This is a genomic window from Luteimonas sp. WGS1318 (assembly GCF_043187535.1).
Lineage (GTDB): Bacteria > Pseudomonadota > Gammaproteobacteria > Xanthomonadales > Xanthomonadaceae > Luteimonas.
Window position 1 is genome coordinate 322,730 of record NZ_CP171131.1, and the last position, 26,731, is coordinate 349,460.

The window sequence follows — 26,731 nt, forward strand, 5'->3', positions numbered from 1 at the left end:
AGACACCGCATAAGTAGATCTTTCTGGCATCGTTTCCCAGCCAGGAGGTCCCATGCGCACATCGAAGTTCACCGAGACGCAGATCATCGCGACGCTCAAGCAGGCCGACGCAGGCGTGCCGGTCAAAGACATCTGTCGCCAGGTCGGCATCAGCACCGCGACGTACTACCAGTGGAAGAGCAAGTACGGCGGCCTGGAGGCCTCCGAGCTTCGGCGGGTCAAGGAGCTCGAGTCCGAGAACGCCAAGCTCAAACGGATGTATGCCGAGCTGGCGCTCGACAACGCAGCGATGAAGGACCTGATCGCAAAAAAACTCTAGGGCCGGCGCGCAAGCGCGAGGCCGTGCGGTTCCTCGTCGAGGTCCACGCGCGGCCGCTGCGCCGGTCCTGCGCATGCGTCGGTTTGTCGCGAGGGGCGTGGTACGCGCCGCCTCTGGATTGGACGGTGCGCGATGCCGAGCTGATCGCTGAAATCGCGCGCTTCGTTGAGGCGCACCCCAGCCGCGGCTTCTGGAAGTGCAGCAACCATCTTCGCAAGCAGCAGCCGGCCTGGAATCCCAAACGAATCTATCGCGTGTACAAGGCCATGAAACTCAACCTGCGCCGCGCCGCCAAACGGCGCCTGCCCAAGCGCGAGCGGGTGCCGCTCTATGTGCCGAGGCTGCCAGACACGGTCTGGTCTGTCGATTTCATGAGCGACGCGCTCGCCTGCGGCAGACGGTTTCGCACGTTCAACGTCGTGGACGACTTCAACCGAGAAGCCCTGCACATCGAAGTGGACACGTCGATCAACTCGCAACGGCTGGTCCGTGTGTTCGAGCAGATCAAACGCGATCATGGTTTGCCGCAGGTCGTGCGCTCGGACAACGGTCCCGAGTTCTTGGGCGATGCGTTCACCAACTGGCTCAAGGCGAACGGCGTGGCGCTGCAGTACATCCAGCCCGGCAAGCCAAATCAGAATGCCTTCATCGAGCGCTTCAATCGCACATTCCGCGAGGAAGTGCTTGACCTCAATCTCTTCGTCCGTCTCGACGACGTCCGGGAAGCCACCCACTGGTGGATGATCGACTACAACGAAGAACGATCCCACGACTCGCTCGGCGGAATGACCCCGCTCGAGTACCGCAGACACCACGCCGAAAGCTCTACTTTTGAAGTGTCTGCTTGACGGGGGAGCTTACGCAGTCACAAGGCGCTGCGGTGTCGAGTCTCGACGGAAGCGCTGCCCTTGCTCGCACTGGCGCGACTTTGGGGCGATCGGTCGTCGATACGATGGAGCGGTCTGTTCTCACTTACGGCGCCGGGGCGGAAGAAGCCGTGGAAGCGGTCATCGCCGACAACGTGGAGGCCGAGCGGCGAGCAGCTGTGAGCCATAGGCTGGTCTTCCTGCCAGCGTCGATCACGCGCTTCAATGGGTGGGAGTACCGTGGGCGCCAGGAACGAGACGCGGGACACGGCGCGAAGTGGGTGACGACGCCTGGCTACGTGGCTGCGCCCAAGAACGTCAGGTCAAGCGCCCGCTGGGTGCTTCAGACTGACAAGGGCGACGTCGTCGCCGCGGGCGCAATGGAGTATCTGGCCGACATCCGAGGCTTCCCTGATCGCGCGATGAGCGAGCAACTGATCGAAACGCTGCAGCGCCTCGGAATCGAATTCCGGGCGCCCTAAGCGAGCGATACGGCGGCCAACAGCGCCAGGTTTACTCAACCGCGTGAGAAAAGAGGGATCAGATTGCGATTCCGCAGAGGGCTGTACTGCGCTCACATGGTTGGCGCCAGTGCGTAGGGTCAGAGCAGCAAAAACAGGGGTCAGAGAGCGATTTCATGTGCTTTTGGGGAGCTAACGGTGTCAGGGGGCGGGCGGGGCCGATAAGGGTGTCGGGTTCACGTCCTTGCCCCGGCTGCTGCTGGGTTCCACCGGTTCCGCCCCGTCTGCAGCTGAGGCAGGCTGCCACTTACGGCGTCGAATCCATCGCGTCGGCGTCGACCGGTTGTAGGTAGCGGTCGAGCCGGTGGTGCTCGCGCATCTCCATCGCGGTTCGCAGGAGCCCCACCATGCCCAGGCCGAAGGCAAGCAGTCCGAGCGACAGCTGACTCAGCACCGGATCGCCCGACATATAGGCACCTGCAAGTCCCAATGTCATCGCGCCGAACGCGTAGGCCGCAAGCAGGCCCAGCATCCAGCGGCCTTTGCGGGGGTGCTCCCAGATGCGCCGCGACACCGTGTTCTGGGTCCGTGTTGGATCCTGCAGCGACGACAGGCCAATGCCGATGCCTCCGTGCAGTAGCACCATGTTCGCCGCTTCGTAGACACCGCCCCAGCCCGATCTGGCCACGTCAGTGGCCGCAATGCCCACGCGTACAGAGAAGTACAACGCGACCAGCAGAGCCGGATACTGCAGATAGCTCATCCACTGGAATACGTTGCGTGCTGTCACGATACGTCCCGATGGGACTGGTGCGACGGCGCGCGTCACGGGCAGTTCGCCTGTTCGGTGTCGGCTTGAACATCTGCACCGGTGATCATCGCAATCCCCTGTCGATCATGCTCCGCATCATAGCCGCGGTTGAATGGCGCACCAGCTGCCTGCCAAAGAGAAGATCCGGTCTCGAGTCATGCGGACTGGTACCTCTACCGCTGGCTTCCTAATGACTTTGAAGGTGTCGCATCCTCGCAGACAGCGATGCCAAGCTCACTTCTCACGACGTGGAGAGGTAGGGGTCAGAGTGCGATTTCGCTCGGCTTTACCGGAGCCGATGCGCTCGCTCGCACCGTTCTGGGGCGTACCGGCTAGCCAAGTACGAACATGCGGCCGTTGAGCATTCACGGCATGCAGGCTCGACGGCACGTAGCGTGTCCATCAACTCTTCGAAGTAAACAGGTGAGCGACATGCTTAAATTTCTGGCCTCCACTGCCGGCGTCATCTTCCTGATCGGCCTGATCGTTGTCATCGGCCTGTTGATGCTGATCTTCTAAACGCCAGGCGTTGCGATCCGTTGGATGCAGCGATCAGGAGGGCTCTATGGCAACGCCGGGAGCCCTTTTTGATGGGACAGGTTTCGCTCGAGACGCGGAGCGGCAGCAGCTGTCGGGGTTAACGGTCCCAAGTTCACTCCGTCGCGTCGTCGACTGCCTCGCGGCTACAACTGGCCAAGTTGACTTAGGTCGGCGGCCGACGCCTCGGGCGACGACTTCAATGTGCGTCGAGCCAATCGTGCAGCATCGATTCCGACATCGGGCGCGCAAACAGATAGCCCTGGAAATGATCGCAGCCCATCCCGATCAGCAGGTCGCGCTGGGCGACGGTTTCGACGCCCTCGGCTAGCGGGCTCATGTGCATCACCTGCGAGATCTCGATGATCTTGCCCAGCAGGCGCTGCGCGCTGTCCTGGGTGGCGGCCTCCTGCACGAACTGGCGGTCGATCTTGAGTTTGCGCACCGGCAATTGGCGCAGCGTGGCCAGGGACGAATAGCCGGTTCCGAAATCATCCAGCGCCCAGGTGATGCCCAGTGCCTCGATGGCCCGCATCCGTTCGACGATCGCCGCCGTGTTGCTGGACAGCGCGGACTCGGTGAGTTCCAGTTCCAGCAGGGCGGGGTTGATGCCCGCCTGGCGGATGACGGCGGTCAGAGCGGGCGTGAACGCCTCGTCCATCAGCTGCATCGGGCTGACGTTGACGGCAATGCGCAGATGCGCTGTGTGCGCGCTTTCGGACCATCCCTTGAGCGTGTCGCAGGCCTGGCGCAGGACCTCCAGGCCGATGTCGTTGATCAGCGTGCTTTCTTCGGCCAGGGGGATGAACACATCGGGCGACAGCAGCGTGCCCGACGGGTGCCGCCAGCGCGCCAGCGCTTCTGCGCCGGTGACTGCGCCGTCGCCGCGCACCTGCGGCTGGTACATCACCTCGATTTCGCCGTTGCGCACGGCACGTCCCAGTTCGCGCTCGAACTGCAGGCGCTTGCCGACGTCCGCCCGGTAGATCTTGAAGATGGCGGCCAGCAGCACGATGGCGAAGATGATGTTGGAGCGTGCGCCCCACTCGCGCACCTCGACCGGCGGCGAAATCCCCGGCGCCAGTGGATCCAGCGCGCCGGCCGCGAACGCCGCGAACGCGGCCAGGCAGAGCATGGGGAAGACCAGGGAGCCGTAGCGCTCGCGCGCTTCGAAGATGAAGGCCGCGGCGGCCGCCAGCGGAAGCAGGAACATGTGCGCCGATCGTGGCACCCATGCAATGGGCGCGTCGATCAACGCGATGCCGCACACCGCGACCAGGATGCCGTGTGCGACCAGCAGGACCGATTTGCCGTCGCCTCGCCGTCTGCGGGCCAGTGCCAGCACACCGACCACCGCAACGGCAAAGAACAGCCCCGCCAGTTCTGCGCGATCGAAATACCAGTAGCACACCGTCCACGCCAGCCCGAGTGTGATGGATGCCACGCCCGTCAACGTCAGGATGGCGGTGATCTTCTCGCGCCGCGCCGCGCTCTGGAATTTCAGCATTCCATGCCGATCGTGACCGGCGATGTGTTTCATTCTGTGCATGGGTCTTTCGAGCGCAAGCGCGAGGTGCACGTCCGTCTTCCGGGGAGGACGGGCGGGGCAGGGTGTATTCGGGAGGCGCGTTGTCGCGCCGCATGCACAGCGACGTCGTGCGGTCTACGTGCTTCGCCTCGTCGGCAACCCGGTGAGAGTCGGACTCGGATCGATGCGTTCGTGACGCGCCCGCAGCGGCGTGCATTTTAGGGTTCGTCAGCACGAAGGCGGAGACGCGCTGCAGGAACTGTGATCAGTGCCACGCTCGATTGCCAGGTCCGGGCTTGGGCCTTGGCATCGCGGGCGTGTCACTGGAGCGGCTGGATGCCCACGTCCGGGTGCACGCACTGGAGTCGAGCTGGCCGCTCATGGAACGGACGCGGGCTGTGATCCTCAGGCCGCGAGGAACGACGTCGGTGTGGCGGCATGCGGTGTCCGCGGGCTGGTCCGTCGCGCGCCGTCGGGCCGGTGTGTCGCCAATCAAAGGCTCACGCGGCAGAGGCGAACGGTTCCTGGTGCACGCCCGCTCACGACGCTCGCGTCGTGCGCTACATTCCCGTCTTTCCGGTGATGGATCACGACATGGCACGCAAACTGATGTGCAATGCAATGCGGTGGATGACGCTTGCCGGTGTGATCGCCGTGGCCGGCTGCACCGATCTGGCCGTGACCGAGGTCGAGACGAGCGCCAGCCACGCGGAGCCCGTCGTAGACGCCGCGCCTGCCACGCCCGCTGCGACGGCGCATGTCGACAGCGCGCCGGCCGAGGAGCCCATGACATCCGTCCCGCTCGGCGCGACCAAGCCCTTCGCCTTCGAGCCGGGCAGCGCACGCGAGTCGTCCGCAGTCGAGTGCCGCCTCGATGGCTTCGTGATGCCGGACGATGCGCGCGTGTATGCCGCGGGCGGCTACGCCGGCGCGCCCGCAGGCTTCCAGATCGACCAGAGCGGGCATACGGCGACCACGATGCAGGTGGCCGTGCATCAGGCCGATGCGCCGGTGGCCCTGCTGCTGGGTGCGTACGAGCCCACGGTGTGGACGGTGGGCTGGACGGCCGGCACACGGATCGTCGCCGTGGTGGTCACCGGTTATCACCGCCAGCAGGTGACCGGCCTGCCCGCTGATGTGCCGGTGCTGGTGAGCACCTACGACAATCGCGGCGCCTGCGGCTATGCCTACGTGGGCGGCGACGGATCGGCGAAGCTCAACCCGATCGCGCGGCAGGTCTTCGGACGCCCGGTCGACGTGGCCTACGAGGCGCGCAATGGACGCGTCGCGGTGGGCACGCTGCCTGCCGGCGTTGCGCTGGTGACCGATGCCGCGGCCGCCCCGGCGGACCAGTTCCAGTTGAAGGACACGCCGCTGGCCGGTCAGGCCGGTATCGATGCGGCATTGCGTGCCGGCATCCTGCGACCGGCAACACTGGCCGACGTGCAGGCATGGGAGCGCGCACAGCAACAGGCGGGCACCCGCGACGTGCCGCCGGTCGTGGGCGGCAGCGCCTCGCGCGCGCCGAGCGTGCCGTATCGAAGCTACACGGTGCTCAAGGCCTTCCAGATCCCGGCCGGGCTGTACGGCGCGCATTCGGCCACGTTCTTCGTCGCTCGCGGCGCGCCGCCGCCGAGCGGTGATCCCGGGCATTCGGCCATCCAGTTTCTCGATACCGGCCATTGCGAAGGTCGAACCTGCGGGATGCGATAGCGCATGTGCAGCGAGCGGTTCCAGTCGGTTGCGGCCGGCTTCGCATTGCGGGAGGTGAGGCCGGCAGTCCGCAGCGCGACGACTGCGGGCGCCGGACGCGCGTGATGGATGCGGCGACGCTGGGTGTCGTCGTCGGGGGGCTCGTGCTCGGCGCCGGGTTTTACTGGTCGTGGGCGCCTGAGGGGTTTCTCGGGAGCATGGAGCCTTACCTCGGTCACGGCAGCTTCCGGCAGATGCGCGTGTGGGTGTGGGTCAAGTTCCTGACGATCGTTGTGCCTGTGGTGTTTTTCTTTCCGGAGGCAGATGCCGCCTATCCGTCGTTGCAGCCGGCGTACGCTGCATTCCTCGTTGGATTCTCGGCATTCCACGTGCGCTTTCTTGCGACACGCGAGGCACGGTGGGACACGCGGGCGGGTGTCAGACCCTTCCCGACGACCGCCTCTCGAGATTGAACCCATCACCTCGCGATGCCGTCTGCCGGCCTGCGCGAGGCCGGGTTCGGACGGATGGCGGTCGCGTCTGCTCCGCGCTACGCTCCGCAGCGGCCTTGCATGCCGTTGCTGTGCCGGCAGAGGGGCGCCGGATCGACATTCCATCTTCGAAAGGACTCGAACGTGATCAAGACCGTCTTGCTCGGCATCGTGCTGCTGGTCGTAGGCCTGCTCGTGTACGAACACGGATGCCGGATTTCCGATGACCAGGTGCGTGCCCACATGCGCACGCAGCTCGACGCCATGCGCCGTTACGACAGCGCGCCGCTGTGCGATGCGATGGCCGACGATTTCCGCGTGCGCAGCGTTGAACATACCCGGGGCGCGCCGCAGCGCATCGATGCGGGACGCGAGGAGGCCTGCACCAATCTGCGTGACGGGCTGGCGGTGTTCGAAACCCTGTCGCAGCGCACCAGCGGTTTGCTCGGGCTCGACATCGCGGTCGAGATCACGCGCATCGAGATCCTGCCCGGCGGGCGCCGGGCACGGGTCGAAGCTACCTCGACGGCGCGGATCGCCGACCGGCTGATCTGGCGCACCCGCGCCAAGGGCGAGCTGTCGCGCACCCTGTGGCGCATCCGCGACCACGGCGGCGAATCCCAGACGTGGAGCTATATCCAGTAGCGCGACATCGGCGCAGGTGACGGGGATGCGCGGAACGGCGAGAAACGGAATCGCGCGCAGCCTCCGATTTCAAGGGTCGCCCGCATCCCGAACGATCGCGTCCAGGGCGTCTTGCAGCACCGGGTCCGCGCCGCTCGCGACACGTGGCGTTGCGAGCATCACGTCGGGCACCACGCCGCGCGGCGCCAGGCGGCCGTTGGGCCGGACGATCCGCGCTTTCGGATAGCCGACGGTCAGCCCGGTATGCGGCAGCGTGAAGTGCTCCATGGCGCCGAGGGTGGTGGCGAGGTCCGCGGTTTCTTCGCCCAGCACGCGTCCGAAGCCGTAGTCCTGCACGATGGCCGCCACACTGACGGCGTTGGAATAGCTGTGCCGGTTCACCAGTACGTGCACGCGGCCTGCAAAGCGCGGGCCTTCGCGCGGCGCCACCAGCGGGATCGCGTAGGCGACATGGCTGCCCGGGGGCGTGCCGTCGTAGAGCCTGGCGAGGTCGGCCGAGGCACTGCCTGTGTCGGCGGTCTGGCCCTCCAGGCGTGCCCGGTTCGACGCGACGGTGGCCTCGCTGACCCGGATGTCGAAGGCGGGACTGAACCGGAACGGCGCGTCTGCAATCCACGCCAGCAGCAGATCACTGAAGGAGTTGTCGCCGCCCGGGTTGTCGCGCAGGTCGATCAGCAGATCGGTCGCGCCGTCCGCTAGGAACCCGGCGAATGCCTGGTCGATGAACGTGCGGAAGGCGCTGCGGTCCCAGGGGTCGGCGGCGTCCGGGCGGTCGTCGTAGAAGGGGCCGGGGCGCAGGTAGGCTACGCCGTCGTTGAGCATGCGTGCGTCGCGCGACGGCAGGTCGGGGTCGTGCGCCTCGGCAAGTGACGCCTCCGTCGCCGCCACCTCGGCGCGGGTGCGGGCGGGCAGCCAGGCCGTGCGCGGCATGCCCGCGTCGTCTGCCAGAGTGAGCTGGATGCCGTCGATCTCGCCCAGCTGCAGCCAGACGAGCAGCGGCAACAGCCGCTCCATTTGCGCGTACAGCAGGTAGTCGGTGTCGGCTGCGATCAGCTCGCCCATGTTGCGCATCCACGCCAGCGCCGGCTGGCCGTCGATCGCCAGTACGCGATCACCGCGCGCAATCCCGGGGGCGCCGCTCGTTTGCTGGAGGACGAAGACGTCCTCGCCGTCCACGCGCAGGGTGAGCGGCAGCGCCCGGCCGCCGTCTTCCCGGAACACGCCCCAGCGCTCGAACGGCAGGTCGATACGCGCGTGGGCCACGCGGCCGAAGGCGACGAAGCGGGTGAAGCGCAGTTGGGCCTCCTGTCTGGAGAGGGGCGTGTCCAGCTCGCTGCGCATCGTCGTGTACAGCGCGTCGTAATCCACCTTGGCGCGACGTGCGAACAGGTCGTAGTGCGCGGCCTGCAGCTGCGCGTACAGCGTGTCGAGATCCTCGCGCAGCGCGGCGGCCGGGATCGGCGCATCGATCGGAGCGGGGATCGCCGCAGCTTCGGATGGCGGTTGCGCGGCGCAGGCTGGCAGGCAGAGCAGGCTGACGAGCAGCAGCGAAGCGGTGGCGATTGAAGAGACAGTCCGCATGAGGTCCTCGAACGCGTGCCGACGAACGCCGGCTTGCCGGGCCATCACAGCTTGGGTGATCCTGCCAGCCCATGACCGAATCCTCCCGGTTGCCTGATTCTTTTCTCCTGCGGCTGGATTGCCAATGACGTCAACGACTTGGCCGGCGCGTGTGGATGCGGGTCCGTTCTCGGCCACGCCTGCGTCCGGTGAACTGTCCGGGCCCGGGGGCGTGCAGCGGCTGGAGCCGAAGGTCATGGACCTGCTGTGCCTGCTGGCGAGCGAGCCCGGCCGGGTGTGGTCGCGTGACGACCTGATGGCCCGGCTGTGGCCCGGCGTGGTGGTGGGCGAGGACAGTCTGGCCCGCACCGTGTCCAAGCTGCGGCAGGCGCTGGACGACGACGCGAAAGCGCCGCGCTACATCGAGACGATCGCCAAACGTGGTTATCGATGGATCGCGGCGGCGTCGGCCGCCCCGCACGCGGCACAGACGGCGGCCGCGTCTGCGGACGGGCCGGACGTGCGCATCACCCACGCGTCGTCTTCGCCAGCCCGCGGTGTTCGGTATGGCGTCGCGCTGGCGGGCGTGGTCCTGCTGGCGGCAGGCGTCGGCGCTTACATGATGATGCGGGGAGCCGCGCCGCCCACGCCGCCTGCCGCGGGCACCACCACCACGATGCTGACGCGGGCCGACCAGTACTACTTCCAGTTCTCCCGTGCCGACAACGAAGCCGCGCTCGAGCTGTACCAGCGCGTGCTGGGCCTGGACCCGGACAGCGCCGCAGCGATGGCCGGCGTGGCGAATGCTCTGGCCCAGCGCGCCATTCGCTGGCCCACGGCGCCGGGGCCCGAGGCGGTGGAGTTCACACGTCTGGGCGACGCGCTGGCCCACGGGCACATGGCCCGCGAGCCGGCGCGCAGCCAGTTGCAGCGCGCACGGCAGCTGGCCGAAACAGCGGTCGCGCGTGCGCCCGACTCGGCCGCGGCCTACAAGGCCCTGGGCCTGGTGCTGAGCGCGCAGGGTGAAGCCGAGGCGGGTCTGGCCGCGCACATGCGCGCCGTCGAACTGGACCCCGATGCCTGGACGGCGATGATCAACATCGCCGATCTGCTGGAGCAGTCGGGCCATGCGGCCGAGGCGCTGCCGTGGTTCGAACGTGCCTACGACGTCATGGCGCTCACCTACGACGACAATCCGGTGCAGGTGCGCCACTGGCACGAAGCCCTGGGCGTGCTGCTGGCCGACCGCTACCGCGTGCAGGGCGATCTGCCGCGTGCCGAAGCCGGCTATCGCCGCGTGCTCGCGCTGTCACCCCTGCACGTCGACGCAACCCGGGGCCTGGCCGCCGTGCTGGCCGCGGGCGGGGACGAAGCCGCCGCGACGCGGATGTGTCTCGAGCTGGAACTGCGCTTGGGCCCGGCGGCCGCGTGCAAACAGAATTGATGACGGGTATGCGTGCGGTTGAACGCAGGCGGGTCACTTCGTCGGACGGGACGCGGCATCGCGGCGAACGCGGCCAGGTGTGCCCGGTCGAGCAGGCGTGAGCGCACTCGGAGCGGACGGTTTCCAGCGGATCCAGCGCCGTTCGTCAGGCGCTGTGCGCCACCGCGCGTGCCGCGCTCACCCCTCGTATCGCAGCGCATCGATCAACGCCCGCAATGCAGGCGGCGTCTGCCGCCGGCTCGGGTGATACAGATGGCAGCCGGCGAACGGCTGGCACCACGCATCCAGTACCTGCACGAGCCGCCCGGATGCGAGGTCCTCGGCGACGTCCTGTTCCATCTGGTAGCCGAGCACGGCGCCGGCGCGCACGGCGGCCAGGGCCACCTCCACATCGTCGACGACCAGCGGGCCGTGCGTGCGGATGCGGATCTCGCGGCCCTCGTGCGTGAACTCCCACGGCAGCAGGCCGCCGGACGTGCGCAGGCGATAGCCGATGCAGGCGTGGTCCTTGAGGTCGTCGGGCGTTTGCGGCGCGGGATGTCTTGCGAAGTAGTCCGGCGTGCCGACGACGATCGTGCGCAGGTCCGGGCCGATGCGCACGGCGATCATGTCCTGCTCGACGGTGTCGCCGAAGCGGATGCCGGCGTCGAAGCCGTCGGCCACGATGTCGGTCAGGCCGTTGTCCACCACCACTTCCACATCGATGCCGGGGTGGGCGAGCAGGAACGCCGGCAGCCTGGGTGCGAGCACCCGCTGCGCGGCATAGGTGAACGTGGTGATGCGCAGCGCGCCCAGTGGCTGGTCGCGCCAGGCATCCAGTGCGGCCAGGCCGTCTTCGATGCCGGCAAGCGCGGGGGCCAGCGACTGCAGCAGGCGTTGGCCGGCCTCGGTAGGCGCCACGCTGCGTGTGGTGCGGGCGAGCAAACGCACGCCCAGCCGCGCTTCCAGCCCGCGCATGGCGTGGCTCAAGGCCGAAGGTGAAATGCCCAGTGCAGCCGCGGCGCGGGTGAAGCTGCGCTCGCGGGCCACGGCGGCGAAGGCGAACAGATCGTTGAGCTGGGTGCGCTGCATTGCTGCAGTGTGCTCACAGGCCCATGCACCCGGCAATGGCTAATCAGGCGCGGGCCAGGGCCCTAGGCTGGTCGTCCGGTCCGCACTGCGGGCGAGCACGCAGGGCACTCCCATGGATCTCACTCATTACCGCAGCCTCGGCCGCTCCGGCCTGCTGGTGAGCCCGCTGGCGCTGGGCACGATGACCTTCGGTGCGCCGCGCTGGGGCACGGACGCCACGGCGTCGCGTGCAGTCTTCGACGCCTATGTCGACGCCGGCGGCAATTTCGTCGACACCGCTGACCTCTACAGCGATGGCCGCAGCGAGGCGATGCTCGGTGAGTTCATCGCCGATGCGGGCGCCCGAGAACGCCTGGTGGTGGCGACCAAGTCCGGCTTTCCGCGCATGCAGGGCAATGCCCACGGTGGCGGCAACGGCGCCAAGAACATCCGCGCCGCGCTCGACGGCTCGCTGGCCCGGCTGCGCACCGACTACATCGATCTGTACTGGATGCACGTCTGGGACCGGATCACGCCGCCCGAGGAAGTGCTGCAGACGCTCACCGACGCGGTGCGCGCCGGGCGCATCCTGCATTACGGCTTCTCCAACACGCCGGCCTGGTACGTGGCGCGCGTGGCGACGCTGGCGCAGGCGCACGGGCTGCCGGTGCCGATCGGGCTGCAGTACCAGTACTCGCTGCTCGATCGCGGCGTGGAATTCGAAGTGCTGCCCGCCGGCGACGCGCTCGGCCTCGGCCTGGTGCCGTGGAGCCCGCTGGGCGGTGGCCTGCTGACCGGCAAGTACGGCCGCGACAAACTTGCCGAGGCTACGCGCGGCTCGACATTGCCTGGAGACGCGTCGGGCGACGAAGGGGCGCGCGAGGACGACGAGGGCCGGCTCGACGGCGACAATCCCTTCGGCGGCATGCTGTTCACCGCGCGCAACTTCGACATCGTCGACGTGGTGCGCGAGGTGGCCAATGAGCAGGCTCGGTCGATGGCGGAATTGGCACTGGCCTGGACGGTGGCGCAGCCCGGCGTGTCGTCGGTGCTGGTGGGCGCCAGCCGCGTCGCGCAGTTGCAGCAGAACATCGCGTCGCTCGACATCACCCTGACCGAGGATCAGCAGCAGCGTCTGGACGACGCGAGCCGGCCGCCATCGCTCAACCCGTACTTCATATTCCAGCTGCCGCCGCGGATGCGTTTCGGGGTCGAGCATGCTGCGGGGTGGGGGCAGCGGTAGCGAATCAGGGGCGCACCCGTGCTGCGCGGCCTCGAGGGCGGCCATGACGCGCAGCGCGGCCGGCGCTTGTGCGGTCTCCCTTCTTTGATGTCGATCATCGACCGAGGCAGATAGTCGCTGGCACCGGTAAGGGCGCACTGAAGGAGACGGTCAAGCCACAGCGTGGGCCGCATAGATCGAGGGCTGTGGCTTCAGCACATCGCGAATCCGACTTCTATATAGTTATATTATTACATTACAATTCTGGGCCGGCATCTTCGGATCCGGCGCGCAGGTCGGCAGCGCGGCACCCACACACCGGGGCCCGCGCCGCGTGCGCGCAACCGCCTTCCTCCCACGAGACCCAGAATGAAAACCCGCGTGTTGTCCTCCACCGTCGCCAGCATCCTGCTCGCGCCACTGGGCGCGTTCGCCCAGGGCCCGTCCTCTTCGCTCCCCGTCGATCTCGACGAACTCCAGGTGGTTGGCGAGCGTCGGGTGCAATCGCCGCTTGCGGCGTTGCCCACGACCGTGCTGCAAGGCGACGCGCTCGCGCGTCGGCGGCTGGGCGGCCTGGGTGAGACGCTGGCAGGCCTGCCGGGCGTCCATCTGGACAGTTTCGGCGGCGGCGCGTCGCGGCCGGTCATTCGAGGCCAGACTCTGCCACGCATCGAAATTCTGTCCGACGGGGCCGCGCTCTTCGACGCGGCTTCGGTATCGCCCGACCATGCGATCACGACCGACCCGCTGTTGCTGGACGCGATCGAAGTCATCCGCGGCCCGGCGGCGGTGATCTATGGCGGCAATGCCATGAACGGTGCGGTCAATCTGATCGACAGCCGGATTCCGAAGGCGATTCCGCGGAACGGTTTGAGCGGAGGTGCCGAAGTGCGTCTGGGATCGGGCAACCAGGAGAAGGCCGGCGTCGGCCGGGTGACGGCGGGCGCGGGACAGTTCGCTGTGCACGCCGAGGTCGCACGCCATCACAGCGACGACTACGACATCCCCGGCGGACAACTGCGGGACTCGTTCGCGGAGGGGTCGACCGGATCGCTGGGCGCCTCGTGGATCACCGACCGCGGCTACATCGGCATCGCCCACACCCGTCAGGAGGCCGAATACGGACTGCCCGGGCATTCGCATCTCAACGGCGTGTGTCACACCCACGGGATCGATCTGCATTGCGAGGCCCATGGTTCGTACGAGGATCCGTTCGGCTCGTCGGACGACCACACCGCACGTATCCGGCTGCGCAACGAACGCACCGACGTGCGTGCCGACTACACCGATCCCTTTCCGGGATTCGGGCATCTCCGGCTGCGCCTGTCGTCGACCGATTACCGGCACGACGAGGTCGACGGGCCGGCGCTCTTCAGCCGCTACACGAACGAGGTCCAGGATGGCCGGATCGATCTGACCCATGCGCCACTCTGGGGATTCACGGGGACCTTCGGCGTGCAGTACACCGACGGCACCTTCAGCGGGCTCAACGTCAACACGCTGCACCGGGCGTTTCCCGAGAACGGTTATGCGCTGGTGCCGCCCTACACACACGTGACCGAGAATTACGGCGTATTCCTGAGCGAGCATCGTGCCTTCGGGCCGTTCGATCTCGACATCGCCCTGCGCAAGGACTGGCGGACCATCACGGCGCCCGCGCCCGGATTCCGGCATTCGCTGACGCCCACGTACCAGGCGCTGTTCGAAGGCTGGTACGGGCCGGACTGGGAGCAGGTGCTCCGGGACGAGGTGACGCTTAGCTACACCGCTCGCAACCCGGACGCCCGTCAGAACCCGTTCTCTGCATCGGTCGGCGGCACCTGGAACATCGATGGCGGCTACGCGGTCGCACTTTCGCTCGGGCGCACGCAGCGCGCCCCCGGCGTGCGCGAGCTCTACGCCTACGGCAACAACCTGGCCACCAACAGTTACGAGGTCGGACTCGTGCGCTCGCGCAGTGCGTCGCCCACGTTTCCGGCAAACCGGCCCGACCTGATCGAGACCACGCGCTCGGCCGATCTGACGTTCCGCGGCGCGGGTGGTCCGGTCGAGTTCGAGGTGGGCGTGTTCCACCAGGACATCAATGACTACGTGTTCGCGCGGCTGATCGAAACCGACGACACCACCGGCGTCGCGCACAACTATCTGCTGTACACGGCAGCGGACGCCACGTTCACCGGGATCGATGGGCAGGTCAGCGCACGACTGACCGACGCGCACCGGCTGACTCTGCTCGGCGACTACGTGCGTGCCGATCTGCGCAGCGAAGACGACCGCGTACCGCGAATGCCGCCGGGCCGCCTGGGCCTGCGCTACGAGTGGACGAGCGGGCCCTACGCGGCGGACGTCGAGTACTTCAGGACCGCGTCGCAGGACCGCATCGCGTCTTACGAAACGCGTACGGCGGGCTACGACATGCTCAACGCCGGTGTCGCCTATCGCCTGGCGCTGAGTCCGCGCCAGTCGACCGAGTTCTACATTCGCGCGACCAACCTGCTCAACGAAACCGCCTACGTGCATACCTCGTTCGTCAAGGACCAGTCGCCGATGCGCGGCCGGCACATGGTGCTGGGCGCGCGCTACGCGTTCTGAGCGCGGGTAGCGGCGCCGCGCAACGGTGCGGCGCCGCGTGTGGCTGTCGGTACGCGCTGGCCGCGTCGGGCACGAACGCGTTGCGCGCCCGTCGCGCAATGCGTGCAGGACGGTCTGCATCCGGCCTTGCCAGGACGGCCGCTAGACTCGGCCGACCTCATCGCCCTGGAGCACCGTGGAGACCGAAGCAGACGCCGAACGCCTCAACGTCGTCGAGCGCACCGGACTGGCCTTCCTGCGCCGCGGCTGCCGTCGCGACGACAGCGAATTGCGGCCGTGGCGGGACGCGGATCGCGCGCGCATCCGCCGGTTGCAGGCGTGGGCGATCGGCCTGTGTGCGCTGGCGGGTGCGGTCTCCGCGTCGTTGATCGGCGCGGCGGATCTCTGGCTCCAGGACGCGTTGGTCAGCGGCGGCGAGCCGTCGCTGCTGTCCCCCGGCAGCGACGTGGCGTACTGGGCGTGGTACGGCGGCATCGCGTTGCTGTTGAGCCTGCTGGAAATCCTGGCGATGTACTGGGTGCTGCTGCGCTGCGTGGCAGGCATCGCCGACGCGGCCGGGCTGTCGTTCTCCAACGGCGATTCCGAGGACGTGCTGACGACGGGGCTGTCGCGCGCGGCGCTCGACATTCCGAATCCGCGCCGCCCGTTGCACGGTCTCGATCCCTACGCGCGCACCTCGCGTCTGAAGATGCTGGCCTACACCGCGCTGTACCGCATCAAGGTCGGCGCGACGAGCTTCATCGTGCGCATCCTCGCCCGTCGCGTGCTGGCGCGCAGCGGCCTGCGCGTGCTGCTGCCGTTCGCGGCGGTGCCGGTGTTTGCGGGCTGGAATGCGCTGATCGCGTGGTGGGTGATTCGCGAGGCACGCGTGCGGGCGGCCGGGCCGTTGGCGGTGCGCGAAGCGGTCGCGGCGCTCGAGCGCGCGCAGCTCGACGACGACGGCCGGCGTCTCGCCCTGGATGCCGTGGCGGAGCTGGTCATTGCGGCCGAGGATGCGCATCCGAATTACGACCTGTTGCTCGCGCACCTGGGCGAGGCCTTCGACATCGAGCCGCGTGTGCCCGAGTGGCCGGACGTGCGCGCGCGTCTCGCCCGTGCCGATGCGTCCATGCAGCACGCCGTGCTGGCGCTGATGACCACGACTACGGCGCTGCGCGGACGCAGCAGCCGTGGTCAGCGTCGCGTGCTCGACGCCGCGCATGCGGCCTGCGACGTGCCCCTCGGCGACGCGCTGCCCGCGGCGCGCCGGCGGATCGCAGAAGGCCGCTGCGCACCGGAATGAGATCATCGGTCGCGCGCGGTGCGTCCGTGTCACAGCCACCGGGCGCACCATGCGGCGTGCGTGTTATGTCCATCCGGACATGCCATGCGGCGTCTCACGCTGCTCTGGGGCGCGCGATGCTTCGGTGCCAGGCGCGGCGAGGCGCGATTGCACGGATCAGCCGCGCGGGTCGGCGCATCTCCAGCCTGGGCATGTTCCGGCGATGTGTGGCTGGCTCAGGGCGCACATCGCGACGTCGCCCATGGATCCAAGCAGAGCGTGTAACGCTGTTCGACCTCCCGGTGATGGACGGGCGCGCCGCGCTCTCCCGTCACGCCGGCGTGCGGCTCACCCATCCGTGGATCAGCCCGGCCTGGAAAAACGGCACGGGCGTTGCGAAACCGCCGTCTTCGAGCATCGCCGTCACCTCGCGCGGCGGCAACACGGCGACATCGCGGCCGTAGGCCTCGCGGATGCGCTGCAGCGCCTCGGGCGAGACATCGGCCATCGCCATCATCCGCATCCACGCGGGCAGCAGCACGTCATAGGCGGGCGATGCGGTGTCGAACGCGAGATCCGAACTCGCCAGCAGCCCGTCCGGACGCAGGCGCGCGGCGATCTCGGCGAAGAAGCGCACACGGGCGGCGCGGTCGACGAGGAACTGCGACACCAGAAAGCACGTGGCGGCGTCGAATGGCGCCTCGGTGGGCAATGCGTCGAGGAACCCGTGGTGGAAGCGGCACCGCGCGGCGAAGCCCTCGGCCTGGGCGCGTGCGCGGCAGGCGTCGATCATCGCGCCCGAGGGGTCGACGGCGACGAAGGTCCAGCGCGGACACGCCTTCGCCAGATGCGCCAGCTCCTGGCCCGTGCCCACGCCGACGCACAGCACGCGGGCGTCGTCCGGCAGTCCGGCCAGCAGCGGTTCGAGCAGCAGATACATGCCGTCGCGGATCGCGGCGGTCCTGGCCCATTGCCGGTCGTAGCCGGGCGCCTGCTGGTCGAAGAGGGCAACGAGTTCGTCGGGCTGCATCGCGGACACCTTTGAGCCATGGGATCACCTTCGATGCTACCGAGGGCGTCAAGTCAACGATGACGCGGCCGCGTGCCTGCGACGATGCTGGGGGACATGACGCGCGACGCGATGCGCGCCCCGGCCCTTCGAGACACCACCTCCGACAGCGGCGATGGGCCGCCAGCCGCGGCGCTCGACGTCGGCAGGCGCCGATTACTGCGGATCGGGTTCCTCGCAGCGCGCAGGTGCCTCCGCGCCGTCGAGGAACGCCGTCGTCGCCGCGACGAAGCACTGCGGCGCGACGTAGGCGAGCAGACCGCGACCTCACCCTGCAGGCCAGTGCCAATACGCTCGGCGGGCATTCGGTGTCGCGCATCGATGCCGGTGGCGATCTCGCGCTCGTCGCCGGGCGCGATCTCACGCTGCAGGGCTCGAAGCTCGCTGCGGGTGACAACCTTGTGCTGCAGGCAGTGCAGGACCTGCGCCTCGAAGCGCTGTCCAATACGCAGACGTTCTCGAGCAACCGCAGTTCCGGCAGCATCACCACCCACCAGGTGGTGGACATCCAGGCCGGTGGCGATGCGGCGCTCAGTGCCGGCCGCGACGCGCTGCTGCAGGGCAGCCGGGTGGACGCCGGCGGCGCACTCGCCCTCGTCGCCGGACGCGATGTCGATATCCAGGCCGTCGTCGACGAACGCAGCGTCGAAAGCCGGGGCGCCGTCCGCCGCGGCAGCTACCAGCGCAGCGAGTTCGACCAGACGGTGCACGGTGCGGAACTGACCGCAGGCGGTGATATCGCCATCGTCGGCGGTCGGGATGTCACGCTCGAAGCGGCGTATGTCGGTTCGGACGCCGGCGGCGTGGCCATCGGCGCCGGGCGTGACCTCAGCCTGATCGCGGCCGAGGAGCAGCACAACTTCGAGCAGACCACGCAGACGAAGAAGTCCGGCCTGTTCTCGTCCAAACGCACGACGACCTACGACCGCGTGGACGAGACGCTGGCCGTCGGCACCACGATCAGCGGTGAGACGGTCGACCTGTCCGCAGGCCGTGACATGTCGTTGATCGCGGCCCAGGTCGCGGGCACCGGTGACGTCTCGTTGATGGCCGGCCGCGACCTGCTGATCGGTGGCGCGCAGGAAACCTACAGCGCCACGCACGACACCCAGACGCGGAAGTCCGGCCTGTTCGGCAGCGGTGGCATCGGGGTCACCTGGGGCACGCGCGAGACCCGCAACACCGCCGACATCGAGGAAACCACGCACATCGGCAGCCTGATCGGCAGCAGCGCCGGCCGCGTGGACATCGTCGCCGGGGGCGATGTCGCCATCGTCGGCTCCGATGTGTTGTCCAAGGCCGGCATCGGCATCAGTGGCGAGAACGTTGCGATCGTCGCGGCTGACAGCACGATGTCGGTCGAAGAGCGGCAGACGATGCGTCAGTCGGGGCTGAACATCAGCCTGAGTGGTGGCGTCATCGATACCGCGATGGCCGTCTACGGCGCGGCGCGCCGTGCGACCGAGGTGGATGACGACCGGCTGGCTGCTCTGTACGCGGCCAAGGCCGGGCAGACGTTCGCGGGCGCCGGCAATATGGCCACCGATGCCTCGGGTCAATTCGCGGCGCTTGCGAACACCGATCAGAACACCGCAGGCGGTGGCGGCAGCAGCGGCATCAATCTGCGCATCGGCTACGGCGCCAGCAGCAGCACCAGCACCAGTGAGCTGGCCCAGAACACCCATACCGGCAGCCGCATCGGGAGCGAGGGCGACGTCAGCATCGTCGCGCGCTCGGGCGACCTGGCGGTGGTGGGTAGCACGATCGATGGTGACAACATCGCCCTGGTGGCCGCCAACGACATCCTGCTGCGGAGCAGCCAGGACGTCAGCACGCATACCAGCCGCAGCGAGTCGCAGTCGGGCGAGGTCGGCATCACCATCGGCACCGAGGCGGGCATCGGCGTCTATGTCGCCGCCGCCATGGCCAAGGGCCGCGGCGACGGCAGCGGGCTCGTCCACAACGAGACCGTTGTGACCGCCGCCAACGGGCTGACCTTCGTCAGCGGCAACGACACCACCTTGCAGGGTGCGCAGCTGATCGGTGAAACGGTGACCGGCCGCGTGGGTGGCAACTTCACCCTGATCAGCGAGCAGGACGCCGATACCTTCGACCGCAAGGACACCTCGATCTCGGGCAGCGCGGCGATCGGCTTCGGTGGCGGAAGCGCTAGTGTCACGCTTGCCCAGAGCAAGGTGAACAGCGACTACCTCAGCGTGCGCGAACAGACCGGTGTGCAGGCCGGCGGTGGCGGCTTCGATATCGCGGTCGGCGGTCATACGCAACTCGACGGTGCCGCGCTTGCAAGCGCGACTGCGGACAACCGCTTGAGCACCGGCACGCTGGGCTGGAGCGACCTGGAGAACCGTGCCGAGTACAGCGCGTCCAGTATTTCCGTCACTGCAGGCACGAGTGGGGGCTTCTCGCCGAGCCTCGGCCTTCCGCAGTCAGGGGATGCCAGCAGCACGACCCGCGCCGGTATCGCCGCAGGGATCATCGAGGTGCGCAGCGATGAGACCGCACTTGATGGGTTAAATCGCGATGTGGCCGCTCTACAGCAGGCCGGCCTGGACACCATCTTCAATGAGCGCAAAGTGGCCGAGCAGGCGGAGCTTGCTGGGATGTTGGGGCCGATGGCGTTCAACGCGGCCGGCACACTCGCAGAACGCGCAGGCTGGGAGGAAGGTAGTCCTCAAAAGACCCTTCTTCACGGTGCGGTGGGTGCTGCGGTATCTGCGCTGACGGGCGGAAATGCGCTCGACGGCGCACTCGGCGCGTCTGGCAACCAGATTGCCTTCAAGGCCATTGCAGCGGCTCTCGAAGCAGGCGGGCTGGTGGAAGGCACCAAGGCGTTCAATGACCTCGCAGAACTGGCGAGCCTGGCAGTCGGTGCAGCGTTGGGGGGCAGAGGCGGCGCCGCTTCGGCATTGTTGGCAGAGCAGTTCAATCGACAGTTGCATCTTGATGAAGCGAAAGTACTGGAAGGCCTTAAGAAGGATGCGTCACCTGAGGCGGCATCACGCCTGGATGCGGCAGCGTGCGCGTTGGCCAAGTGTGCGGAAGGCGTGCCATCAAGCGATCCGAATTACGCGAACCTCGTAGCTCTGCAAGCTAAAGGCGAGAGGTACACAGCAGAGCAAAGCACTCTTCTCGCAACAGGGTTATTCAGATATTCCGATCTAGATGCAAGTAACGATTGGTTGCTGTCGCAGGACCGATGGGTGTCCCAGGTGGGTAGCGGAATCCGAACTGTTGGGGGCGCCGCCGGCGCTGTCGGTGGTGTGGCGGGCGGAGTCGTAAGTTCTCCTGCGTGTACTACCGTTGTCGGCTGTATTGCGCCAATCGGCATGTTCACGTTGGCGGGATATTCTGCAAAAGACGGTTGGGAAGCTTCTCAGGAATTGTTCGCGCCTTACAACAGCACGCAGGGGCAACGAGTAATTGACTCGTTCCTGCCGGCAACTCACTGGGGGGCTCAGAATCCATCGGTTGATTTAGCAGGAAACGTTGGGGCTTCCTTGCTAGGCACCTTTGCGGCAAAGTTCGGAGGTAGGCTGCTAACCTCCCGCCCCGTCGCGGCTGACGTCGTGCATCAGAAGCCGATTCACGTTGCTGACGGGAGTGTCCCTCCACCGGCAACAGGATCTGGAATTGATTCGCAATTAAACCCTGCTTTCATACAACAGCGAAACTTCTGGACAAGCGATCCTGTTAATTTTGGCGGCAATAAGGTATACCAGCGGAACGATCTATTTGATCCCGGTCTTCAGACAACGTGGATTGAAGGAGGTAAAAGCGTAACTGGCACAAATATAGAGCGCATGGCCTCTGGGCGAGCTCCCATGGGAACGGACGGCAAGTTTGTCAATCTTCACCACATGACCCAGTCGCAGGACGGGCCATTGGCCGAGATGACCCAAACGTTCCATCGGATTAACAGTCGGACCATCCATATAAATCCGAGTTCAATTCCTTCCGGGATTAATCTGTCGCAATTCGATGCTTGGAAGGCTAGGTATTGGAAAGATCGGGCTGCTGGATTTTAATGAAAACCATGAATAACATTAAGCAATTTAAAGTTAAAGAAGTAATCGCTGATAATTCGGCAATTGTTAACTTTGGATCCGGCGCGGACTGGGTTGGTGATGAATGGATTTCTATGGCCGAGGAAAGACTCGGGCTTCAATTCACGGACTCCTATAAATGGTTCCTCAGTAACTACCGCGGCGGAGAGATTGGGTCAGAAGAGATATATAGTGTGTACGGCATAGATTTTGAAAGCGCGAATGGTGGCGATATTGTGTTTCAAAACTTACAGTCTAGGAGTAGTGGGTTGATCGGAGCGGATAGCTTGATAGTTAGTGAGACTGATATGGGAGAAGTATTTTATTTAGATTACAAATTTTTTTCCAATGGCGAGTGTCCGGTAAGAATGCGCTTGCCTTCTGGCCAGAGCGTTGAGTACGCTTCTGATTTTTACGATTATTTGTGCGAGCGAATAATTTGCCACATGTCGTAAGCTCCCCCGTTCGGGAAATTAGTGTCAGAGTGGGTAGGCCCGCATTCCACAGACGAGTAGTCAGGATGCAGCTCTGAGCGATTGATATTCCCGCTCTGCCTGCATCGGCGAACGGTATCGAGGGCCGAAACAGGGTTAGAAGCAGGGGTCAGAGTGCAATTCCTTTCTGCTCCGCAGGCTCTGATACATCCGCCCGAGCCATTCTCGGGCGTCCCGGCTTACCAAGTCCGAGCACGCGCCCGAGCTGGTCTTCGATGGCGCGACGGAAGCGATCGGGGCCGTAGAGATGCCGAAACAGGGGTCAGAGTGGAGTTTAGTTCGTGGCCGCGGGCCGTGACCTCACGCTGCAGGCCAGCGCCAATGCGGTCGGCGGACATTCGGTCTCACGCATCGATGCCGGTGGCGATCTGGCGCTCGTGGCCGGACGCGACCTGACGCTGCAGGCCTCGCAGCTGGCGGGCGGTGACAACGTCGTGCTGCAGGCCGGGCAGGATCTGCGGCTCGAGGCACTGTCCAACACCCGCAAGATCGCCGACAACCGCAGCTCCAGCAGCATCACCACCCACCAGGTGGTCGACATCCAGGCCGGCGGCGATGCGTCGCTCAGTGCCGGCCGCGATGCGCTGCTGCAGGGCAGCCGGGTGGACGCCGGTGGCGCACTCGCCCTCGTCGCCGGACGCGATGTCGATATCCAGGCCGTCGTCGACGAACGCAGCGTCGAGAGCCGGGGCGCAGTCCGGCGCGGCAGCTACCAGCGCAGTGAATTCGACCAGACGGTGCGCGGCGCGGAACTCACCGCAGGCGGGGACATCGCCATTGTGGGCGGGCGGGATGTCACGCTCGAAGCGGCGTATGTTGGTTCGGACGCGGGTGGCGTGGCCATCGGCGCAGGGCGTGACCTCAGCCTGATCGCGGCCGAGGAACAGCACAACTTCGAGCAGACCACGCAGACCAAGAAGTCCGGCCTGTTCTCGTCCAAACGCACGACGACCTACGACCGCGTGGACGAGACGCTGGCCGTCGGCACCACGATCAGCGGTGAGACCGTCGATCTGTCCGCAGGCCGTGACATGTCGCTGATCGCGGCCCAGGTCGCGGGCACCGGTGACGTCTCGTTGATGGCCGGCCGCGACCTGCTGATCGGTGGCGCGCAGGAAACCTACAGCGCCACGCACGACACCCAGACGCGGAAGTCCGGCCTGTTCGGCAGCGGCGGCATCGGGGTCACCTGGGGCACGCGCGAGACCCGCAACACCGCCGACATCGAGGAAACCACGCACATCGGCAGCCTGATCGGCAGCAGCGCCGGGCGCGTGGACATCGTGGCCGGCGGCGACGTCGCCATCGTCGGTTCCGACGTGCTGTCCAAGGCCGGCATCGGCATCAGTGGCGAGAACGTCGCGATCGTGGCGGCCGACAGCACGATGACGGTCGAAGAGCGGCAGACCATGCGGCAGTCGGGGCTGAACATCAGCCTGAGTGGTGGCGTCATCGATACCGCGATGGCCGTCTACGGCGCGGCGCGTCGTGCGAGCGAGGTGGACGACGACCGGCTGGCCGCGCTGTATGCGGCCAAGGCGGGGCAGACGTTCGCGGGGGCCGGCAATATGGCCACCGATGCCTCGAGCCAATTCGCGGCGCTTGGGAACACCAATCAGGAAACCGCAGGCGGTGGCGGCAGCAGCGGCATCAATCTGCGCATCGGCTACGGCGCCAGCAGCAGTACCAGCACCAGCGAACTGGCCCAGAACACGCATACCGGCAGCCGTATCGGCAGCGAGGGCGACGTCAGCATCGTCGCGCGCTCGGGTGACCTGGCGGTCGTGGGCAGCACGATCGACGGCGACAACATCGCCCTGGTGGCCGCGAACGACATCCTGCTGAGGAGCAGCCAGGACGTCAGCACCCATACCAGCCGAAGCGAGTCGCAGTCGGGCGAGGTCGGCATCACCATCGGCACGGAGGCCGGCATCGGTGTCTACGTCGCCGCCGCCATGGCCAAGGGTCGCGGCGACGGCAGCGGGCTCGTCCACAACGAGACCGTTGTGACCGCCGCCAACGGGCTGACCTTCGTCAGCGGCAACGACACCACCTTGCAGGGTGCGCAGCTGATCGGTGAAACAGTGACCGGCCGCGTGGGTGGCAACTTCACCCTGATCAGCGAGCAGGACGCCGATACCTTCGACCGCAAGGACACCTCGATCTCGGGCAGCGCGGCGATCGGCGCGGGTGGCGGCAGCGCCAACATCGCGTTCTCGCAGAGCAAGGTCAACAGCGAATACCTCAGCGTGCGCGAGCAGACCGGCGTGCAGGCCGGCAGCGGTGGCTTCGACATCGAGGTGGGCGGGCACACGCAACTCGACGGCGCAGCGCTCGCCAGCGCAAGCACGAACAACCGCCTGAGCACCGGCACGCTGGGATGGAGTGATCTCGAGAACCGCGCCGAGTACAAGGCATCGAGCATCAGCTTCAGTGCCGGGACCAGTGGCAACGACAAGGGAAGCTCCGGCAGTTTCAGCCCGGAGCTGAGCCCGCCCCAGTCCGACAGTGCCAGCAGCACCACGCGGGCTGGTATCGCCGCGGGCACCATCGAGGCGCGCGACGGTGCGGTGGATCTCAGTGGACTGAATCGTGATGTGACCGCACTGCAACAGGAGGGGCTGAAGACCATCTTCGACGAGCGGAAGGTCGCCGAGCGGATGGAGATGGGTGAGATTGCGGGACAAGTCGGCTTTCAGCTAGCCGGTGATCTTTCGGCCCATATGCGAGATCGGGCCTCGGCAGAACTAGAGGCTGCCCAGGTATCGGGTGATCCTTCCGCGATTGAAGCTGCGCAGAAAAAAGTGAACGCGTGGAGTGAGGGCGGATACGGAAAGACGGTGCTGCACGGTGTTACAGGCGCAGCAATGGCCGCACTCGGAGGTGGAGATGCATTCCAGGGTCTGACGGGCGCGGTCGCGAACCAGGTCGCAAGTAACGCGATGCACGGCTACTTGCTGAGCCTCGGTTACATCCCAGGCACGCCCGAATTCGACAGCATGTTGCAGCTCGGGAGTCTCGCAGTGGGCGCGGTAACGGGCGGCGGAACTGGAGCTGCAGTCGCGCTCTCGGCTACCCAGAACAACTACCTCAATCATGCAGAGCGCATGGCGTACCTGGAGGCGGCGCTTGCCTGCGCGCAGGCCGGCGAGGCCTGCGGGCGAGCGGCTGAGTTAGAGGTGCTCTCCGAAAGTCGCAACGATGTGCTTCGAAACGCCTGTGCGGATCGGGCAAGCAGCGCGTGCCAAGGGGCGCTGCAGAGCGCCATCGAAGCAGCACGCGATCACCAGAGCAATCAGCTGGAATACCTGAGCTGGATGGCGAGTAATGGACGCGCGTTGTGGTCTGCTGGCCAGGAAATACAGAACGAATCGTTGATCCGGAATATCGTTACGCAGACAACAACCGGGGATCTAGTCTGGAAAATTGACTGCGCAAATGCAGGAAGTAACTGCAGCAAGTTTGGATCGGCTCAACTACTCGCGCAAGGTGATGTGGCAAGCGCTCTGCGTCACGAAGCGATGCGTGCTGCTTTAGTCGGGGCTGGCCAGGTCGGAGGCATAGGTGGTCGAGCAGTTGACACTGTCACAGGTTTAGGCGAACTGCTGGGTGAATCTAACACTGTTGTCCAAGGCTTAAGGGTTTGGAGCGCGCTCGAATACGTCAATGAGCATGGCTTAGCCGCCTATATCGAACTGGAGCAGGCGAAATCAAGAGACATGCGCCAAGCACTATTGGGGAGCGCTAAGAGCTACTTCGGTGACATAGGTAGCGCTCTGCAAAACAATGCGCTAGGCGGGCCGCAGTGGGATATCTACGATGTCCTCATGCAGGGAAATACCGAAGGCAAGGTTGGTTTTGACGTAGCTGGTCTATTCTTCGGAGGAACGGAGGTCAACGCATTCGCAAAAGCGGCACTAGCCGAGCGAAGAGCGGCGGCAGTCGTAAAAAATGCGCAGGAAGAGATCGCGATAAGCGGTAAAGCTTTCAATGACCTTGCCCCGCCCGCAGTGCCTCCGCCGAACCCGCGCTTGTCACTTCCATCACCGGACTACAAGGTTCCCGATGGCTATACCCTTAGTCTGAATCCTGATGGGTCGGCTCACGTCGTGGGTCCACTACGTGCGCATTATAATTCGACAGGAAATTACTCGCCTGACGGAAAGCCAATATTCCGTGACAGTAGCGGGGGGTATGTCACTTTTGAGGGCGGGCGAACGCCAGTTAGTGCGCCTCCTAGATACGATTCTGTCCAGATCCATCATATTTGCACAAACAAATGCGAGGTCGGCTCCAATGGAAAAATACCCTGGACTCGAGAATTTCAACATTTCTTCGATGGCGCGGGCTTGGATATTAATCGAGCGATGGAGAATTTGGTTGAGGTGCCAGGTCATCGAGGGCCACATCCGGAGGCCTATCATCAGCACGTGTACGGCCGTCTCGATCAGGCTACCAGGGGCTTGACTCCAAACACCTCGGAATATAACTTGGCTGTCACAGGAACGTTGAATAGAATAAAGTCGGAAGCAGTTATTCGTGGCAGCCAGATCAATAAGTGGTTAACTAACCCCGGGGATTGAAGTGAATTATTATTTACTCAGAAGCGATTTCACAGTGGATGG

Annotated in this window: 17 protein-coding genes; 12 read left to right on the top strand and 5 right to left on the bottom strand. The window is 66.0% G+C overall.

Annotated features, from left to right (window positions below):
• The first annotated feature begins 52 nt into the window (after positions 1 to 52).
• A protein-coding gene (locus tag ACF3M1_RS01370; RefSeq protein WP_393999965.1) for an IS3 family transposase occupies positions 53 to 1,167 on the top strand; the annotation gives its coding sequence in 2 pieces (ribosomal slippage) (positions 53 to 305 and positions 305 to 1,167; 1,116 coding nt in all).
• A gap of 32 nt (positions 1,168 to 1,199) precedes the next feature.
• Positions 1,200 to 1,667, top strand: a complete 468-nt coding sequence (locus ACF3M1_RS01375; RefSeq protein WP_394003213.1) for a hypothetical protein — start codon at positions 1,200 to 1,202, stop codon at positions 1,665 to 1,667.
• A 286-nt stretch (positions 1,668 to 1,953) separates the two neighbouring features.
• Here the strand turns inward: ACF3M1_RS01375 and ACF3M1_RS01380 are convergent, their stop codons facing one another.
• Both ACF3M1_RS01380 and ACF3M1_RS01385 read right to left on the bottom strand, forming a co-directional pair.
• A complete protein-coding gene (locus ACF3M1_RS01380; protein WP_394003215.1) occupies positions 1,954 to 2,436 on the bottom strand; it encodes a hypothetical protein in 483 nt (160 codons plus the stop codon).
• A 757-nt stretch (positions 2,437 to 3,193) separates the two neighbouring features.
• Positions 3,194 to 4,573, bottom strand: coding sequence for a putative bifunctional diguanylate cyclase/phosphodiesterase (locus ACF3M1_RS01385; RefSeq protein ID WP_394003217.1), 1,380 nt, complete (start codon positions 4,571 to 4,573; stop codon positions 3,194 to 3,196).
• A 543-nt stretch (positions 4,574 to 5,116) separates the two neighbouring features.
• Here ACF3M1_RS01385 and ACF3M1_RS01390 point away from each other — a divergent pair.
• The 3 genes from ACF3M1_RS01390 to ACF3M1_RS01400 all read left to right on the top strand — a co-directional run bounded on the left by ACF3M1_RS01390 (position 5,117) and on the right by ACF3M1_RS01400 (position 7,350).
• Positions 5,117 to 6,235, top strand: a complete 1,119-nt coding sequence (locus ACF3M1_RS01390; RefSeq protein ID WP_394003218.1) for a hypothetical protein — start codon at positions 5,117 to 5,119, stop codon at positions 6,233 to 6,235.
• A gap of 104 nt (positions 6,236 to 6,339) precedes the next feature.
• Complete coding sequence (locus ACF3M1_RS01395; protein ID WP_394003220.1) at positions 6,340 to 6,687, top strand: hypothetical protein; 348 nt, start codon at positions 6,340 to 6,342, stop codon at positions 6,685 to 6,687.
• 162 nt (positions 6,688 to 6,849) lie between these two features.
• Positions 6,850 to 7,350: a hypothetical protein gene (locus tag ACF3M1_RS01400; protein WP_394003222.1), complete on the top strand. Its 501-nt coding sequence runs from the start codon at positions 6,850 to 6,852 to the stop codon at positions 7,348 to 7,350.
• Between the two features lie 69 nt (positions 7,351 to 7,419).
• On the opposite strand, the gene ACF3M1_RS01405 is transcribed toward ACF3M1_RS01400, so the two are convergent.
• The gene (locus ACF3M1_RS01405) at positions 7,420 to 9,108 is read right to left on the bottom strand and encodes a S41 family peptidase (RefSeq protein WP_394003223.1); all 1,689 of its coding nucleotides are present in this window, start codon (positions 9,106 to 9,108) and stop codon (positions 7,420 to 7,422) included.
• Here ACF3M1_RS01405 and ACF3M1_RS01410 point away from each other — a divergent pair.
• Positions 9,056 to 10,354: a winged helix-turn-helix domain-containing protein gene (locus ACF3M1_RS01410; RefSeq protein WP_394003224.1), complete on the top strand. Its 1,299-nt coding sequence runs from the start codon at positions 9,056 to 9,058 to the stop codon at positions 10,352 to 10,354. The two genes, ACF3M1_RS01405 and ACF3M1_RS01410, sit on opposite strands and share 53 nt — an antisense overlap.
• Positions 10,355 to 10,531: 177 nt before the next feature.
• On the opposite strand, the gene ACF3M1_RS01415 is transcribed toward ACF3M1_RS01410, so the two are convergent.
• Positions 10,532 to 11,425 (bottom strand): LysR family transcriptional regulator, encoded by an 894-nt coding sequence (locus tag ACF3M1_RS01415; protein ID WP_394003226.1) that lies wholly within the window; start codon positions 11,423 to 11,425, stop codon positions 10,532 to 10,534.
• A 112-nt stretch (positions 11,426 to 11,537) separates the two neighbouring features.
• Between ACF3M1_RS01415 and ACF3M1_RS01420 the strand changes: the two genes are divergently transcribed.
• The 3 genes from ACF3M1_RS01420 (at position 11,538) to ACF3M1_RS01430 (ending at position 16,500) form a co-directional block, all read left to right on the top strand.
• Entirely contained in the window at positions 11,538 to 12,647 is a 1,110-nt protein-coding gene (locus tag ACF3M1_RS01420) for an aldo/keto reductase (RefSeq protein ID WP_394003228.1), read from the top strand.
• A 348-nt stretch (positions 12,648 to 12,995) separates the two neighbouring features.
• A complete protein-coding gene (locus ACF3M1_RS01425) occupies positions 12,996 to 15,218 on the top strand; it encodes a TonB-dependent receptor domain-containing protein (protein WP_394003230.1) in 2,223 nt (740 codons plus the stop codon).
• A gap of 175 nt (positions 15,219 to 15,393) precedes the next feature.
• Positions 15,394 to 16,500, top strand: coding sequence for a hypothetical protein (locus ACF3M1_RS01430; protein WP_394003232.1), 1,107 nt, complete (start codon positions 15,394 to 15,396; stop codon positions 16,498 to 16,500).
• A gap of 310 nt (positions 16,501 to 16,810) precedes the next feature.
• Here ACF3M1_RS01430 and ACF3M1_RS01435 read toward each other — a convergent pair whose 3' ends face one another.
• Positions 16,811 to 17,509, bottom strand: a complete 699-nt coding sequence (locus tag ACF3M1_RS01435; RefSeq protein WP_394003234.1) for a class I SAM-dependent methyltransferase — start codon at positions 17,507 to 17,509, stop codon at positions 16,811 to 16,813.
• A gap of 347 nt (positions 17,510 to 17,856) precedes the next feature.
• Between ACF3M1_RS01435 and ACF3M1_RS01440 the strand changes: the two genes are divergently transcribed.
• From ACF3M1_RS01440 to ACF3M1_RS01450, 3 genes are all read left to right on the top strand, one after another.
• The gene (locus ACF3M1_RS01440; RefSeq protein ID WP_394003236.1) at positions 17,857 to 21,594 is read left to right on the top strand and encodes a hemagglutinin repeat-containing protein; all 3,738 of its coding nucleotides are present in this window, start codon (positions 17,857 to 17,859) and stop codon (positions 21,592 to 21,594) included.
• 8 nt (positions 21,595 to 21,602) lie between these two features.
• Positions 21,603 to 22,067, top strand: a complete 465-nt coding sequence (locus tag ACF3M1_RS01445; RefSeq protein WP_394003238.1) for an SMI1/KNR4 family protein — start codon at positions 21,603 to 21,605, stop codon at positions 22,065 to 22,067.
• A gap of 320 nt (positions 22,068 to 22,387) precedes the next feature.
• Positions 22,388 to 26,689, top strand: a complete 4,302-nt coding sequence (locus tag ACF3M1_RS01450; protein WP_394003239.1) for a hemagglutinin repeat-containing protein — start codon at positions 22,388 to 22,390, stop codon at positions 26,687 to 26,689.
• Positions 26,690 to 26,731: the final 42 nt, after the last annotated feature.